Source organism: Paenibacillus apiarius, from assembly GCF_017052585.1.
Classification (GTDB): domain Bacteria; phylum Bacillota; class Bacilli; order Paenibacillales; family Paenibacillaceae; genus Paenibacillus_B; species Paenibacillus_B apiarius.
The window spans coordinates 3,578,312-3,594,039 of record NZ_JAFFHZ010000001.1 but is presented as its reverse complement, the minus strand read 5'-3'; the positions used below and the strand labels follow the sequence as shown (position 1 = coordinate 3,594,039).

Below are 15,728 nucleotides of genomic sequence, written 5' to 3'. Positions count from 1 at the left end.
GTCCACTCCTTTATCTCTTTCAACGATAATTCATAAATCGATGAGCCAATTGTTCCAATGTTATGTATTCCACTTGTTCGGCAAACTCCGAATGCCGTGCACAAACAGCCATGCAGTAGCCTGCTTCAAGCCCGGAGTACTGTTTCACATAGTAATCATCAACGCTCCAGACGGGATTGCAGCCATTCGGTTCAGCAGCAGTTTCCGTCACGATTTCAAGCAAGCTCGGAGACATGCCAAACCCCGTGCCGATCGCCTTGAGACAGCTTTTTTTCGCCGTCCAAATGGTGAAGAACTGTTCCTGGCGCGCGCGATCGCCATCTGCACATAGGAGCATGTCCCACTCGCGCGGCGCGCATATAAGACGGGCCACGTCCATGTCCCACTCTCTCAATCGTTCAATATCAATGCCTACTGGCGCATCATCAAGCGCCGCTGCTACGATATCGCCCGAATGGGATACGTTGAAATATACCGGATTCCCTTTAAGATAGGGTTTGCCGTATCTATTGGTGCGGAAGACAAGCTCGTCGTTGCGTTGGCCCAATTTGCGACAAAGCAGACTGCGGACTATAATGTCCGCGGCCACCAAGCGCTGTCGCTCTTTATGCTTACGGAGCCTGTCCAGTCTTTTGTATTTTTCAGGAGTAATATACGGGATTAGTCTGTCAATCAGCCGATCCATCTCATCGCGAGGAGAACCGCCCTCCAATTTCAACAAGACAATATTCATAATCCGATTCGCCCTCTAAACGCAAAAAAAAGACTATTGTCCCCAATAGCCTCGTCACCAAATAAATGTTGTTGTATTTCAACATAGAATGGCAACCCGGCCGCCATAATCCAATGGATGTTAGGCCCGAGGCTTTGCGTCCTTACCTTTCGATAAGTTTGCCTTTATCAAGTTATATTTTGGTTTTCATACGTATTTGTTTGCACATCACCCACTGGAAATGAATACCTTCATTCATGAAGACCAATACTAGAATAAAACCCCAAGAGTGAGTGATCATGATGAAAAAGCTATCTATCTCCAATAATCATGGGTGGGACGAGAACTCGCTAGAAAAACTGGCAGCCAGCTTGGACGATGTTCAACTCGCCAATCGAGTACGGGCTATTCGCCTCATCATGTCCGGCGCTTTCGCCAAAGAGGCAGCCGCGCAGTTGGGCATCCATCGCCAATCCGTCTCCGGTTATGTCAAGGAGTTCAACGAAGGCGGCATGGAGCAATTAATCGCCCGCAGACTTGCTCCAGGCAAAGCCAGGTACCTGTCTCCGGAGCAGGAGCGAGAATTGATTCGTCGGATCGTCTCCACTCCTTCGCCTTCCGCTCATGGCGCTTCCCTTTGGAGCATGCGCGACATTCGTGCCTTGCTGCAGTCGGAATTTCATCTTGAAATGTCACGTACCGGCATTCGCGACATGCTGCGCCGATTAGGACTAAAGTATACAAAACATGGTTATACGCTTGAGAAAACAGAGAAAGAATCGAACTCAAGACCCATATGATACATCGGATCGTTAAGATGAAAACTTAAACGCCTCTCTTACATATTACTTTCGATTTTTCGACAATGCAAATCAAGTTTTGTCAAAAAATGATGAATTATCGGGTATTTTGGGCTTTTTTGTGCGATAAAACGTTTAATTGAAGCAGTACAATTATCCAGTTCCATGATATTATCGTGAGCGAAAACGATAATGTGATAAAAATGTGAACACTAACAGTTGTCGCCCTTTTCCAGAACAGAAGCAGCCCCTCTCATGGAGACAGAAACTGATCTCGTTTATCTGTCCTACTATTTACCTATTTCATTTAGCGTGATGCCTATTCATATGGCGCGGCCCCCTCCCCTCTCGAACTCTATGAGGGAAATAGTGCAAACCTTTCGGTGCTACGATCATAGTGCTCATAGCAGGTCTCTATTTCAGTTCTTAGCTCCATTATCCCCTTCATTCAGAAACCAAAAAAAGTTGATATCGAACAATACCCGTGCATGATGATTGTTTTCTTTAAGACAAGAAAAAACAACAAATTACATGGGATGAATATTTCATAAAAAGGTTTTCAACGTAAAGATTGACAACGGAAGTTATTACTGAATGAAGTAAAATATGTTAGTCTAACTTTTCGATTGGCCTCAGGTGAGACAGAGTAAGATTTATCGTTAAAAACGAATCATAGCGAGGATAGAGCAAAATGTACAAGTAAAACGACAAACAGACTCAACAGGAGAAGAGCAAAGTACATATTCTTTACAAGCAAATAGTCACAGCACATACAGTTCGAGATCTACAACTAAAATAAACAAACGAATCACAGCAAGAATAGAGCAAAATGTACAAGCAAAACGACAAACAGACTCAACAGGAGAAAAGCAAAGTACATATTCTTTACAAGCAAATAGTCACAGCACATACAGTTCGAGATCTACAACTAAAATAAACAAACGAATCACAGCGGAAACGGAGCTATTTCTTGAGGTCTAATACGTTTCGGAACAACGTTCCGTACAAGAAACAACTCAATCAAATTTGGTCATGCTGCAGTTGGTGTGCTTGAAACGAAGGACTCGTCATATCGGGTGCAAGAGGCAGCCGAGGCAGGAGAAAACACCGCCATGCATAAGCACACTAGTTGCTCCCAAGCAGACGTATGATGGCGTGATGTATTGAATCGAAAGCAGAATTCATCTAGGTAGGTCTGAAGATATTTGGCACCTATCCCGTGAAAGGTGTCGTTCATCCACTGCCATGCCCTTTTGAAGGATTGATATAAGGGGCTATTGCGGCGAATCCGACAATTGTGTCGGATGATAGATGTCTCGGTTGCAGTCTTGGCAAGATGCAATTCGGCGAAGTGTTCACAGTCGGAACGAAACAGCAAATTGTCGGAGAGATGGGTCGGATCCACAAGCTTCATCTTGAGTTCACCCGTTTGTCCGTCTGATGTGACAGATTCGGCAACGATTAGAGGGCATTCCCGCGGGTTGAATTGTCTTGAAGAATGGCGGCCATAGAAGGCTACAAAGCCATGAACCAGCCCCGCGAGCGGCCGTTCAATATCGGCACGACTAATCGCAGTCCGGATCTTATGCAGCATCAACCAGGCAGTCTTATATGTCACCTCAATTATCGAGCTGAGCCGGACGGCATTGATGCCGATATCGGAACGGGAGACAAGCCAGAATGCAGTCAGCCACTTCTGCAAGGACGTCCGACTGCCTTCCATGACCGTACCGGCTATAAGCGATGTCTGATGGCGGCAAACGCGGCACTCGTACAGTGGAAGCCTTCGTGTCCGTATGACATAGGTATGCGTGTGCTGACAGCGTGGACAGACAAAGCCTTCAGGCCACTTCAACTTATATAGAAAAGGAACGCAAGCCGATTCAGTGTGAAAGTGACGCTGTAACTCTTCCAATGTGACGATAGATTGCAAGACTTCCATTAAGACATCCTCCTCGCCAACGGGATTTTCCGGATTCAGAACAAATGTTCTTATATACATTATAAGGAACACACGTTCTCATTTCAAGCTAATTTCCTAAAGATTATGAAATTTATTTATTTGCAAGGGCAAGCCTGCTGGGCTGAATAGAAGGGAGAATGATGCAAAGGAGCGGACAGAGAGTCTTCTCTCGGAAGGGAAGGGAAGGGAAGTGTGGTTCAGGTCATTTTAAAGCTCCTGATGCTTGGACAGAGTGGCACAAAGGTCTAAAGACAATACCTTACCGGTGGGAAGTACTCTGAGGTCTGCTCATTTTGAAGCTCCTGATGCTTGGACAGAGTGGCACAAAGGTCTAAAGACAATACCTTACCGGGTGGGAAGTCTCTGAGGTCTGCTCATTTTGAAGCTCCTGATGCTTGGACAGAGTGGCACAAAGGTCTAAAGACAATACCTTACCGGGTGGGAAGTCTCTGAGGTCTGCTCATTTTGAAGCTCCTGATGCTCGGACAGAGTGGCACAAAGGTCTAAAGGCAATACCTTACCGGTGGGAAGTACTCTGAGGTCTGCTCATTTTGAAGCTCCTGATGCTCGGACAGAGTGGCACAAAGGTCTAAAGACAATACCTTACCGGGTGGGAAGTCTCTGAGGTCTGCTCATTTTGAAGCTCCTGATGCTCGGACAGAGTGGCACAAAGGCGTAATGGCGGAGTCCCTCTCTCGGATTATCGCAAGCCTGCTCGGACTATGAATTATTACCTATTTTCCTACTTAGTGGTTGCATGCTTTCGACATTCATTTCTTTGTTTTCGAATCCAATGGCTGTTTAATGCAAACAAAGGACCGGATATCATTATCCCGTCCCTTGTTACTGTTTCGTTAGGATGTTTACCCAGTCTACGGTGCAATCCCATACCGGCGACGAAGCAAGCCCATCGTCTCCCGCACCTGCTCCGGATCCGGAAGCCACAGCTTGGCTGCAGCTTCGTTCAAACCTTGCGCCGTCTGCCGAGCGCGAATGACGCGCTTGACCGCTTCCGTGAACACCTCAGCCGCCCCAGAGCCAAGTCCAGCCGATTCCGCCAGGCTTGCCGTGCTCTCCTCGGTGACGACGGGGTGATCCAGCCTCTCCGCTCCAGCGGCCGCTCGTTCGTAAAACGCGCGCACCAGCTGCGTGCTCTCCCGTCCCGAGCCAGCAGCGATGACGAACGCCTGCACGATATACGCGTGCGCTTGGCGCCGCTGGGCGATTCCGCAGAACTTGCGGCCGCCAATGCTCAGATCGAAGTCACCCGGGCAGTAGGCGCCTTCGACTTCGCCCTTGTCCACCTGGCAGCCGGTCTCGTGGAGCGCAAGCTGAATCAGGCGGTACATCCGCTCGAAGTCGGTGTGAAAATGCTTGTCTCCCCGCTCATGCTTTGGCAATATGAGCGAAATGTTGACCACACCCAGGTCGAGCGGCACAGCTGCGCCGCCGGTATTGCGCACAAGGGTCGAATACCCGAGCGACTGCAGCCAGCGCTGCGCATCCGCGGCTCCGGGCAGGCGGCTGTCGCGCTGCCCCATGACAAAGGCACGGGGATGGCGCCATAGATGGCACAACGGGGAGCCGCCCTTGCCGACATGCCTGCAAAGCAGTTCATCAAGCGCAAACGGATAGAGCGCATCCGCTTCCGCAAGATCATTCGTCCGATCCAGCAGTAGCAGATTGTCTAGCCCGCCGTTGACATCGCCATCTTGCTCTTGGTTTTCCATGCCGATCTCAGTCAATCGATCCAATTCATCCTTCATGTCGAGCCTCCCGAGCAGGAGCGGTTTCTTTACTTCGCACCTTTGGCTGCTTGAGTTTTCGATTCTTGAGTCTTAAATGCTTAGAGCTTTCGTTGCATACCGCCGAATATTCCTAGATTTTCCACTCACGCAGGTTGAGCTCTCTTACGCCTTCCACTACGTACGGATCGTTCTCCGCAATCTGCCGCGCTTCCTCCATCGAATCGGCGATGTATACAACCATGCCGCCCGAGCCGTCGCCGAACGGACCTTTAGCGAACAGCTTGCCTTGCTCCTTCAGCTTGTCCAAATAATCTAAATGCTGTTGGCGAAACGTCTGGTTTTTGGATGCGTCCTTCATTTCCAATATTGCTGCAAAGTGTGCCATGGTTGATCTCGTCTCCTTTTTCATAGAAATAGTATCCGATGACGCTTTCTGCTTGATCAGCCCATACAGTCAGAGCATGTGATGCGTCTGTCGTCAAAATAGACAATATGCTCGGAGCAATCAAGCGGAGCATACAGTTTTCTTCCTTAAGAGTACACCACATCACCTTGTCTGAAAAGCCGAGGATGCCTCCGACCGCCGCACAGTTCATTCGTTCCTATCGTTTTGGCAATAGTTGAACGTATTCGTCCGATAATTTCATCAGCGCCATAATATAATCATAGTCTTTGCGATATGAGTTCTGAACCTGGACAGGTTCGAGCGTCTTTAAAGAGATTGCCGTTCCATCATCAAAGCCTTTACCCGGAACAAACAACACGTCATTATTGAAAAATGAGCCCGTAGGCAAATAATAGCGCATGCCGATAACGTTGTTATCCGTGTTCAACAGATCGCGTCCAAACGCAGTAAACTGTTGCTCCTCGAGCGATATTCCCATCAGATTGGCTACAGTCGGCAATATATCAATCTGTCCGCCTATCCGTTCAACGACCTTGCCTTCGCCCTGACCCGGAACGTGAATCAAGAGCGGAATGTTGAAGCGACTGACCTGATTATCATAGGGAATGCCCAGCCGCTCCGTAATTTCCTTCCCGTCCGTCTCTTTCGGGTTGACTCCGGAGTGATCGCCGTAGACAACAAGCATCGTATGATCCCAGAGCCCTTTTTGTTTTAATTGTTCAATGAATTGCCCAAGCGCGTAATCGGTATAGTTGATAGCTTCCAAATAATTGCCCAGCTGTGTTCCTTTCATATCTGCCGGGACCTTCAATCTCCGGCGATCTTCCGGAATGACAAACGGGGCATGACTGGACGTCGTAACAAACTGCGCATAGAACGGCTTGCCGTCGCTGGACATCTCGCTCAATTTCTCTATGCCGACCCGGTACATTTCTTCATCCGAAGCGCCAAAATCATTAAAATAGTCATTTTTATAAAAAGGCTTATCATAATAACGATCAAAGGCAAGTCCAGGGTACAATAAATCACGGCTCCAAAACTGAACATCATTGATATGAAATGTTGCCGCGTGATAGTCATGCTCATGCAGGAGTCGCGGCAGACTCGGCAGCTGTCTGTTTCCAAAACCCGTTGACATGGCGACCTTCCCGGTCGGGTAGATAGAAGTGTTGGACAAGAACTCCGCATCCGATGTATTGCCTTGGCCGATTTGCTGATAAAAGAACGGGAAATAATAACTTTCTTTAGCAAGGGTGTTCAGTACAGGTGTAATTTCCCGCTGCTCTAATTTTAAATGAATAGGGAAGTTCTGAAATGCTTCCATTTGTACAATAATTAGGTTCATGTTTTTGGCTGAACCAAAATAGGCAGGCTTGGCTGCATTGAATCCGTCTTCCTGATAAGGGTAGGTCGATTGCAGCGACTTCGCTTGCGCTTTCGTCAGCTGCAGATTTCCATTGGCAATCAAGTCATTCTCTCTTTTATTTTTAATAGCGGCAGCTACCTGGAAATTCAAAAAGCCGAGATTTTCGGCCTTCACAAGTTCATTGTCAATGGCTTCTCCATTATGAATGAAAAGTATTGAAAAACCGATGCTGAGCACCAACATGAAGGCAGCAGCAACCTTCCATCTGTATGCAACGCTTCGAGAGGAACCAAATGAGATGCCCGAAGCCCGATTACGCATGGCCCGGCGGCTGCCGAAAAAGCGAATTCCCCCAATGATTGCGGCAATTGCAAAATCTCCGAAAAACAGAAAATGTGAAGGCTTGATCAGCGGGCGAATGCTGGAATGAATTTGAGGCACCTGCCCCAATTCTCCAAGGGCCGTATACGTCGGCACCGAATTAAAATGAATCTGATACAAAGTAGCCGCAAACAGAGTGAGCGAAAAAACAACATTAAACGCCCAAAACATGGTGCTCTTTACTCTGCGGGGCAGCGTGAGCTCCAGCAAGCTCATAATAACCAGCAAGGATACCGCATCCTTCAGCAATCCGCTTGCACTGATTTCGCCAAAAAAGAATAAACGAAGAATTGATAGTTTGGCCAGTAACAGGAATGACATAACCGTCACTGTTGGCAGCAGGGAGCGTCTTGATTCCAAATTGATTTCATGCATTTTATTCACTTGCCGTACTTCCTTTACAATAATATTACATTCCGTTCACTATCTTATCATAATGTGGGCCATTTACTCTACAAATTCACTAGAATATTCCACTTGATGATAGATTTGCTTCACGCTATCCAACGCTTTCATGTGACCGGCAATATTGCCCGTGAACGTAATTATCGTACAGATGACGATGATCCCTGTGAGAATGCTGCGGGCTTTGCCCCTCAGGCTGTGAATGAACCACGCGCTCAGCAGAAAAAGGGCAAACAGATAATGGCCTGCGTACAAATACATATCATATTCAAATGCGCCCAGCCCAAAGCCGACGACAATGTGCAGCAGCAGTGCAAAGAGAGGAAATACAGCAAGCGATTGAACTTCTTTGTCAGCATATCCTCTCGCCAGCGCCAGCAGTGTCAATCCGATGACAATCGCTCCGATAAGATGGCCATGCAACGCAAATGGATTGGTCATATTCGTGACAAACGCCATAATAGATTCGTTAATCATAGTCAGATGTGGCGTGATAATGGGGCTCTCAATCATCGTGTATACCGCTTTCCAATGATGCTGCAACGAAAACGGAGCAACGTAGCTAAAACCGCCGGCATGTATATTTTGCTTCCACGTCGTAATCCAAGAGTTGCCCGAAAAAATAAAGAATTGCAGCATCGTAAAGAGAGCGACAAGCAGCAAGGATACGATCGCTATCTTTATCCATCTGAACCAAAACTGCTTGCCCTTGCCGAGCGTGCCGAAGAATAATGCTCCTGCTGCTGTGACCACATTGGTAACCGTAATGCCGAAGTTAAGAAATAGCAGCAATGCAGCCGGCAATATATCAAGCCTATCATTCAGCCTGCAATATTGGCAGTATAATACCGTTAGCAGAAGGAGGAACATGGCATAAGGGTAGGAATCCGGAATCAGGGCTGTAAAAAGGCTATAAGAGCTGGTTCCATAGAATGCCGCCGTTCCCGCAGCCAATACATTGCCGCATTTATTTTTGCGCAAATAGTAATACATGATGGCTACGCCTGCCGCATTAATCAAGCTTTGAATACCGAGAAAGAGGGCATTGCCAAAGGTTAGAGCGGCAAGCTGCTTCAGCGGTGTTGACAAGTAATTAAGCAGCGGGTGGATCACAGAAGATTGCGGCGCATAATAAAGAGAAGGATCGAAATTGAATAAATTCAGCGTAAAAGGCGCTCCATAAAAAGGACTGAGCGGATTTAAAACGGCTTTATTTTGTTCCATATACGTCAAAAAAGGAATATTCACCGTTATGTAAAATATGAAAAAAAACAAAAGCAGCAGCAGCGCTTTCCGGTTGTCTTGCCTTTCGGAAAACACTGATTTCCAAAACCCCATTATCTCTTCCTCCATTTAAATCAGTTGGTCCTATCCCGATATCCCGATTACAACACGAGCAGCAGCAATCCGGCAAAAATAAAAGCAATGCCGGCCATCTTATAAAATCCGATCGTTTCTTTGAATAAAACTTTCGCCAAATACATCGTCCAAATATAGGTTAACGCGTTAGCCGGAAGAACAACCGTGTATGGAAGAAAACGCAGCAGATATATATTGAGCAGTGCTCCAATCCCATAGAGCAGAAATCCGGCGAGCAGAATCCACTTTTTTTTGCGCAGGGAAAACATTTTGAAGCACGCGCTTCCGAACGAGCCGAACAACGTCATCAATATAAGCAGACCCCATAACCATTCACTTCTCATAGCTTATCAACACCACTCCGATCATCAATAGCAGAACGGCGATCCCCTTTTGCAGATTGACGGTTTCGTTCAAGAGCAGCCCCCCATAGATGAGCGCAAAAATATAACTGCTGGACATGAGCGGGTAAGCGACGGACAGCTTCTCCAGAGAGAGGGACTTAATCATGAGCAGTGCGCCGACGCCGTAGAACACAAATCCTACTCCGAGATAAATCAGCTGGTGCACTCCCCATTTCCAGAACAGCTGTCCCGTCGCTGTGCAAAAAGCCGAAATGATCATCAGCACCTTCCCCGTGTGCCGGGCAGTCATGAGTTCCATCTTATTTCCTCCAGCCCTTCACTTTGACCTTGATTGCTGTGGATTAAGTAGCCATTTTTGACTAGCTTGAACATGGGCAGATCGCTCATGCAGTCTGAATAAGCGCATGACGCCTCATAATCAATGGCAAGTTGGTGCAGATTCAAATATTCTTGAATCCGCACCGCCTTTTCTTCCCCTTTGCAGTTCACTCCCTGAATGTTTCGGGTGTAGCGTCCGCCCCGCATTTCAAGCCGGGTTGCGATGACTTCGTCCACACAGCCCAGCTTAGTGAAGTATTTCATATAGGCATGGGGTGAAGCCGTGACGAGTAAAACACGGAAGCCTTGCGCTTTCTTGCTCTTCAATTCGGCCACGGCGTCCTGGTACATATCTTTCACAAGAACATCATCATAAAAAGCTTCTAAATCAGCCTCGTCCATGTAAGCAATCGCATGAAAAAACGCCTGCTTTGCTTTATCGGCAGGTATCCTTCTCAGCTTGTAAAGCAATAGATTCCAAGCAATCGAGAACAAATGGATTGCAGCCCTCGGTTTCTTCGCAATGCCGTACTTGACGAACAAAAGCATGGAATCATGCCGGGTAATCGTTTTATCTATATCAAAAAAAGCTATTTTTGTCGGCATATGTATGTATCAACCCCTTACTGCTCCTTACTCAAACAGGAGCAAGATAGCCAAAACGCTGATCACGTATAAAACAACGGTTGCTAGGATGTGTTTGTCCTCCAGCAGCATCCGGTCTGGCGCCCCGCCTTTATTCTCCATATGAACGAGGTACAAATATCTGAAAATGCCATAGATGACGAGCGGTATTGTCCACATGAGATAGATCGTTCGTCCGGCTGTAAAAGTAAAAAGCGAGTAGCTTATAATCGTCGCCGTAGCGACAATGCCAGTCAGCTGATCCAGCAGCGCAAAGGAATATTTTTCGAGCACTTTCCGGTGAGTGCCTTTTTGATCCTCAAGCAAAAACAACTCATGCCGCCGTTTTCCGATAGCGAGAAATAGCGACAGCAGCATCGTACACAACAAAAACCACGGCGTTAAATGGACGTGAATGGCCAGCCCGCCCGCAATAGCGCGCAGGACAAAGCCAGAAGCGATGACCATGATGTCCAGAATGACCATATGTTTCAACTTGAAAGAATAGGATACATTCAAGGCAAAGTATACAACCAGCAGGACTGTCAGAAGCGGGTTGATAAAATACGATGCAACCAGCGAAGCCGCCAGCAGCACCCCGCCAAACCATAATGCCAATACCGGATTCAAAGCTCCGGAAGCCATAGGCCGATTTTTTTTGATCGGATGTATACGATCGGCTTCCCTGTCTGCGTAGTCATTAATGATATAGACGCACCCCGACACAAAACTGAACAGAAAAAAAACGGCTAGCGATCGGATGAACGCCGATAGATCGACCGCTTTCAAAGAAAATAGAAGGGCCGCGAACACAAGCAAATTTTTGGTCCACTGCTTCGGCCTCAACTGTGTGAACAGCAGCGTCAGCACATTGCTGCTCTTCGCCGAGGAAGTAATCAACGATCGATTGGTAGGTTCTAAATTCACGTTCAATGCTTTTTAAACCCCTTTGCAAACATTACTATATCTACCTTCACACAAACATATCGACATATTATATTATAAATCCCGATGAAATTATATGGTCGAGAAGGCACTATTTCGGTAAAACCTTATATCTATATGGAATAGAAAACAGAAAAATAGGGGCACAAGCGCCCCCTATTTCACAATGTATGGAATCAATTTGTCATCCACGATGACCTGATTGATGTTCGCGAGCGTAAGCTGCTCCCCCAATGGAACGACGACTTGATATAACGGATCGCCCGATGGTTGAGCAGCCGGCTGAGCCGCATCCATCTCCGGTGCGGAATTGCTGCCAGCTGCATTGTCAGCGCCGTTGGCTGCTTCGGTATCGCCGCTATCCTGCGAGGCCGGGGATGAGGCATCTGCCGCGCTTCCCATTGCACCGCCGGCAGCATCGGCTGGCGGCGTCTCTGCAGCCCCTGCAGCGGACGCGCAAGCATGCTGCAGCCGCTTATCCGTGAACGCCCGTTCCGTGCCGTCATCCAGCTTCACGATAATCGTCTTGGCCTGAAATGCCGTACACTCAGCTGCCGTACCGAAGTCGAACACCAGCTCCGTCGCCGTCTTTTTCACGCCGTCAACGTCTTCCTCCGTGTCGCGCGCGAATACCGCCGGCTGCTTGTCCGCAGTTGTCTGCGCATCCCCTTGCGTCTTGGCATCATCTGCAGGCTTGTCCGCCAACACCGGCTTGTCCTTCTCAAATCCCCCTGCGGCAAGCAGACCGATTAGCGTCCCGCCAATAACGACGACAGCCGCTAGCGAAAATAAACTTGCCTTTCGGTTCCGTCTTATCAGCTTCATGAACGGAGAGGACAGCTCCAGCCGCGCCTTGTCATATACAGCTTGAAGCGCAGCGCCTGCCTGGGCGAAATAGTGGCGATTCGTCCGCTTCTTGAACGCATCGCGATCATATTTTTTGAAGTACGCCACAATCGCCGTTGCATAGGCTGGAATAAGCTTTCTCGAACCGGCAAAGAGCGGATGCTTCTCAGACCAGTTCATGAACTGGTACACCGTCTCCTTATCCGGAGCATGCTGGCTCAAATAATGAAGCAGCGCCCCGTATTCGACCAACCCCTTATCCGCTTCGCGATAGAAGGCAAGCACCAGCCTGCCGAATTGGGATGGCTCAATCTCCTTCTGCAGCCATCTGCGGCCTAACTGTTGGACACGATCCATTTCCGTCAGCGACAGATCGTCGAACACCGCCGGGTCCGGGTCCCGTTCGCTGAACCAGCGATAAGCAGACAGCATTACCGCCGCCTGGTTCTGCACCTGCTGATTGAAGCGCGCTACCCACTGCTTCACCTCATGCGGATGCTGCAAAAATTGAATTTGCAGAAACGGCTCCTTCCGCACCTGCTCCAAGTTCAAATCGGTCAGCAGGAACACGTTCGCCGCATAAGACAGGCGCTCCATAAACACCGCATGGCTCGCCCCCGAAGAACGGCTGTCATCGATCGGCAGCCGCGCAATCCGTTCCAGCACCTCGTTCACCGCCGCGACTGGCTCTGCTTCCCGGCGCAGCTTCTCCACCAGTTGTGTCGCAGCCAGCTCCACGAAAGAATCATCCCGCAGCACGAGCGGGTGCGTGCTTGACCAATGATGCGCCAGCTGCACGACGTCAATCGCCTTCTGCGCGGCATGGAATTTGTGTTGAATGTAGGGCTCGAACAGCTCTTTGGCTTTTCCGCCCCGCAATACCGTATCAAAGAACGCCCGGCTCAATTCCGGCTCGCTCTCAATCAGGCCATAGAACGCTTCGCCCCGTTCCTTGCCCTTCTCCATCACGGCATTATAAATGGCGCAGATCAAGTAGCCAATCAAATTATTGCCCATATCGGCGCCGTCCAGCTCATTGTACTCCTTGAAGCACTTCACAATGGACAGATCCGCCACCTGCCGCTGCTTCGCCAGCCCGAATTCGCGGTTGAATCGGCCTAGAAACAGTTCGTTCAGACGCTCCTTGGCCGCAAGCGCCCCCTCGGGAGACAAATATTCGAGCATCGACCGCAGCACCATGCTTCGATTCGCATCATACAACGCCTCGTTGCCTTCTTCGATCTGAAAAAACACGGCAAGCTCATGATAGCTAGCGATCGCGGTATGCCGCTTCGGATCCATATCCGCCAACATTCGCTCGGCAAATTGATAGAAGCTGTCCGCGCGCTCCGGACGCCCCACATTGGCCCAGGCAAAGTTCAAAAAAGGCTGCTTCGCAAAGTCGATGTCCACATTCGTGACGCGCTGCGAAGCGAGATCGAACGTATAATCTTTGTCGACATTGCGGTCGTTCGGACGCAAGCTTCCTTGCTCGACAAAGGTAAGATGAATGCCCTTCTTGCTCTGCGGCTCCATCGCATAGGTGATGAATCCAAGCACGCTGCGGAACGCATAAGGCAGGCTGGCATAAAGTACGCCAAGCAGTTGCCTTGCGTTCTCCGATATGGATTCCACGGGGACATCCAGCGCAACGTACACCTTCCGCTTCGTTGCAACCGAAGACATAATCGCGAACAGCAGCTGCTTGAACAGCTTCTCATCGATGCCGAGGCTGGCGAGCAGCTCGGCGGGCGAATCCGGAGGAGACGGCTCTGCTGAGGCGGGCAAGCGATCCAATTCCGGAAGCGACATGCCTGTCTCGATATCGTAGCTTTCGGCAAACGATGCATTCAGCAGAGAGGCATAGTCTTTGGCCGCTTCTGCCGCGCGCTCCGCAGGAATGACATAGTTATGGGAGAAGAAGGCGCTGCGCAGCCCTGTAAAATCAGCAGCTAGGTAGGCGCTGCAGCCGAGCACCATCTGCCCCGTGTCCGTATGGAACAGATGCACCGCCTTTGGATAAACGGCTTCGTCCTTCTCGCCGCGAGCGGTTAGCTCCGCGGGGGCATCATAGACACAGAACGGATGCAGCACTTTTTTAACAAAGTTAGGGTCTAGCCCGTCAGATTTGGCAATTGTGTCATAGCCTTCCGTCGAGCGGAATATCCCGTGCCGCTCTCGCGTATACATCTGCTGCTGGATCGGTGTGGGAGTCTTAGGCGTCACAGCTGTTCTCTCCCCTCGATGTAATTCAATTTATACAAGAGCCAAATGAACGGCTCGTCTACACGAATCGGGCTGACGACGCCCTGCAGCTTCTGATTGACCGGATTGCTGCCGAGCGCGGACACGGCGAAGTAGGCGGTATCGGAGAAATATACATCCATCGTTCCTTTGAACGGACGGTCTACCTTCTCGATAAAACGCCGGATTTCCCCGTCGATATTCTCGAATTCGGTCAAATCCAAATGCTTGCGGTGAACCATGTTGTTAAAAATATTGCTGTTTGATTTAATGTATTCGCCGTCCTCGTCTTTCAACGAATGCAGCATATCGCTCTTCGTCAGCACGACCGCGGTAGGAATGTCTGTCTTGTTCTTGTCCTCATAGGCGATGAAGTCACCAAACATCGTCAGCACCACGTCGCGGGGCTCGTCATATTGCGGCACCCATTCGCCCGACGTGTCCCCGTATTTAATCCGGATCTTCTCGCGAATCGAACGGATCTGGAGCGGATCCACCATGAATAGAATGCCGGCGGAATTTTTAATATGCTGGCCGTGCAGGCCCAAGTAGTCCTGATCAACCATACCTTCGCCCGCGACGTCGAAAAACACCAGCGTCAGCGGAGGCTTCGCTTCATCCTTGAACACGAATTGGAAAATAAACGGCTCCTGCATCTTCTCCTTCTGCGTCGAAGCGAGCAGATCCCCGCGTTCGAACAGCGGCTCCTCGTACATCGTGCGGAACTTGCGGCTAATCTCCGCGTTCAGCGGCATGCAGGCGGCATCGAAATGATCGGCCGTCATATGCTGCAGCGTATGAATCAAAGAAGTCATGTACACGGATTTGCCTACCTGGGATGCGCCGATAATCGAAATGATGTTGCTCGGCACTTTGCCTGCCGTCACCGGCAGCTCATTGTGGCAATGCGGGCACAGTCTTCTCCGCGTTACGACACCGTAGCGGTCGTTCAGACCGATCAGCACATGATCCGAATGAATATGATGCTCCTCCGGGATCTCGCGCGGATCGATGACCGCCTCCATGTCATATACCGTGTCCAGACCGAATCGTTCCCGGTATTTATTCAGCTTCTCGTCTTCCTGCAGCGCGTAGTTCTCGTCATCTTCCCGATGATGGGCCGCACGGAATACGACGTCCTCCGGCGAGAACTTGCTGAAGCAGTACGGACATACGATATCGTAGAACAGCGGTTTGGGCGCCGCCTGCGGCTTTTTCTTAAAAATATCAAAAATCCCCATGTTCT

General features: G+C 49.3%; 13 protein-coding genes and 1 riboswitch. Of the genes, 1 reads left to right on the top strand and 12 read right to left on the bottom strand.

What is annotated here, in order from left to right; genetic code table 11:
* Nucleotides 1-19 precede the first annotated feature (19 nt).
* Nucleotides 20-733, bottom strand: a complete 714-nt coding sequence (locus JSQ80_RS16030; RefSeq protein ID WP_087435048.1) for a 4'-phosphopantetheinyl transferase family protein — start codon at nucleotides 731-733, stop codon at nucleotides 20-22.
* Nucleotides 734-820: 87 nt separating this feature from the next.
* Nucleotides 821-906: riboswitch (cyclic di-GMP riboswitch) on the bottom strand.
* Nucleotides 907-1,011: 105 nt separating this feature from the next.
* Here JSQ80_RS16030 and JSQ80_RS16025 point away from each other — a divergent pair.
* Entirely contained in the window at nucleotides 1,012-1,512 is a 501-nt protein-coding gene (locus JSQ80_RS16025; protein WP_240463687.1) for a helix-turn-helix domain-containing protein, read from the top strand.
* A gap of 1,030 nt (nucleotides 1,513-2,542) precedes the next feature.
* Here the strand turns inward: JSQ80_RS16025 and JSQ80_RS16020 are convergent.
* From JSQ80_RS16020 to JSQ80_RS15970, 11 genes are all read right to left on the bottom strand, one after another.
* A complete protein-coding gene (locus tag JSQ80_RS16020; protein WP_206096001.1) occupies nucleotides 2,543-3,454 on the bottom strand; it encodes a transposase in 912 nt (303 codons plus the stop codon).
* Nucleotides 3,455-4,347: 893 nt separating this feature from the next.
* The gene (locus JSQ80_RS16015; RefSeq protein ID WP_206097629.1) at nucleotides 4,348-5,205 is read right to left on the bottom strand and encodes a lipoate--protein ligase family protein; all 858 of its coding nucleotides are present in this window, start codon (nucleotides 5,203-5,205) and stop codon (nucleotides 4,348-4,350) included.
* A 148-nt stretch (nucleotides 5,206-5,353) separates the two neighbouring features.
* Nucleotides 5,354-5,608: a YciI family protein gene (locus JSQ80_RS16010; protein WP_206096000.1), complete on the bottom strand. Its 255-nt coding sequence runs from the start codon at nucleotides 5,606-5,608 to the stop codon at nucleotides 5,354-5,356.
* 217 nt (nucleotides 5,609-5,825) lie between these two features.
* Nucleotides 5,826-7,751, bottom strand: a complete 1,926-nt coding sequence (locus tag JSQ80_RS16005; RefSeq protein ID WP_206097628.1) for an LTA synthase family protein — start codon at nucleotides 7,749-7,751, stop codon at nucleotides 5,826-5,828.
* 72 nt (nucleotides 7,752-7,823) lie between these two features.
* On the bottom strand, nucleotides 7,824-9,119 hold the full coding sequence (locus tag JSQ80_RS16000) for a DUF6080 domain-containing protein (protein WP_087435051.1): 1,296 nt from the start codon (nucleotides 9,117-9,119) through the stop codon (nucleotides 7,824-7,826).
* A 47-nt stretch (nucleotides 9,120-9,166) separates the two neighbouring features.
* Nucleotides 9,167-9,484 (bottom strand): EamA family transporter, encoded by a 318-nt coding sequence (locus JSQ80_RS15995; protein WP_087435052.1) that lies wholly within the window; start codon nucleotides 9,482-9,484, stop codon nucleotides 9,167-9,169.
* Nucleotides 9,474-9,803, bottom strand: coding sequence for an EamA family transporter (locus JSQ80_RS15990; RefSeq protein WP_087435053.1), 330 nt, complete (start codon nucleotides 9,801-9,803; stop codon nucleotides 9,474-9,476). Before JSQ80_RS15990 ends, JSQ80_RS15995 begins: the two co-directional genes overlap by 11 nt.
* The gene (locus JSQ80_RS15985) at nucleotides 9,791-10,429 is read right to left on the bottom strand and encodes an HAD family hydrolase (RefSeq protein WP_087435054.1); all 639 of its coding nucleotides are present in this window, start codon (nucleotides 10,427-10,429) and stop codon (nucleotides 9,791-9,793) included. The genes JSQ80_RS15990 and JSQ80_RS15985 overlap by 13 nt, the downstream gene beginning before the upstream one ends.
* A 27-nt stretch (nucleotides 10,430-10,456) precedes the next feature.
* A complete protein-coding gene (locus tag JSQ80_RS15980; protein ID WP_206097627.1) occupies nucleotides 10,457-11,347 on the bottom strand; it encodes a decaprenyl-phosphate phosphoribosyltransferase in 891 nt (296 codons plus the stop codon).
* A gap of 201 nt (nucleotides 11,348-11,548) precedes the next feature.
* Nucleotides 11,549-14,464, bottom strand: coding sequence for a GAP1-N2 domain-containing protein (locus JSQ80_RS15975; RefSeq protein ID WP_206095999.1), 2,916 nt, complete (start codon nucleotides 14,462-14,464; stop codon nucleotides 11,549-11,551).
* Entirely contained in the window at nucleotides 14,461-15,723 is a 1,263-nt protein-coding gene (locus tag JSQ80_RS15970) for a hypothetical protein (RefSeq protein ID WP_206095998.1), read from the bottom strand. Before JSQ80_RS15970 ends, JSQ80_RS15975 begins: the two co-directional genes overlap by 4 nt.
* Nucleotides 15,724-15,728: the final 5 nt, after the last annotated feature.

Excerpts from the sequence above, each read along its gene's own strand:
- JSQ80_RS16010 (WP_206096000.1), bottom strand. The coding sequence starts at position 5,608 with ATGGCACACTTTGCAGCAATATTGGAAATGAAGGACGCATCCAAAAAC.
- JSQ80_RS16030 (WP_087435048.1), bottom strand. The coding sequence starts at position 733 with ATGAATATTGTCTTGTTGAAATTGGAGGGCGGTTCTCCTCGCGATGAG.
- JSQ80_RS16025 (WP_240463687.1), top strand. The coding sequence starts at position 1,012 with ATGATGAAAAAGCTATCTATCTCCAATAATCATGGGTGGGACGAGAAC.
- JSQ80_RS16015 (WP_206097629.1), bottom strand. The coding sequence starts at position 5,205 with ATGGAAAACCAAGAGCAAGATGGCGATGTCAACGGCGGGCTAGACAAT.
- JSQ80_RS16020 (WP_206096001.1), bottom strand. The coding sequence starts at position 3,454 with ATGGAAGTCTTGCAATCTATCGTCACATTGGAAGAGTTACAGCGTCAC.
- JSQ80_RS15985 (WP_087435054.1), bottom strand. The coding sequence starts at position 10,429 with ATGCCGACAAAAATAGCTTTTTTTGATATAGATAAAACGATTACCCGG.
- JSQ80_RS16000 (WP_087435051.1), bottom strand. The coding sequence starts at position 9,119 with ATGGGGTTTTGGAAATCAGTGTTTTCCGAAAGGCAAGACAACCGGAAA.
- JSQ80_RS15990 (WP_087435053.1), bottom strand. The coding sequence starts at position 9,803 with ATGGAACTCATGACTGCCCGGCACACGGGGAAGGTGCTGATGATCATT.
- JSQ80_RS15970 (WP_206095998.1), bottom strand. The coding sequence starts at position 15,723 with ATGGGGATTTTTGATATTTTTAAGAAAAAGCCGCAGGCGGCGCCCAAA.
- JSQ80_RS15995 (WP_087435052.1), bottom strand. The coding sequence starts at position 9,484 with ATGAGAAGTGAATGGTTATGGGGTCTGCTTATATTGATGACGTTGTTC.
- JSQ80_RS16005 (WP_206097628.1), bottom strand. The coding sequence starts at position 7,751 with ATGCATGAAATCAATTTGGAATCAAGACGCTCCCTGCTGCCAACAGTG.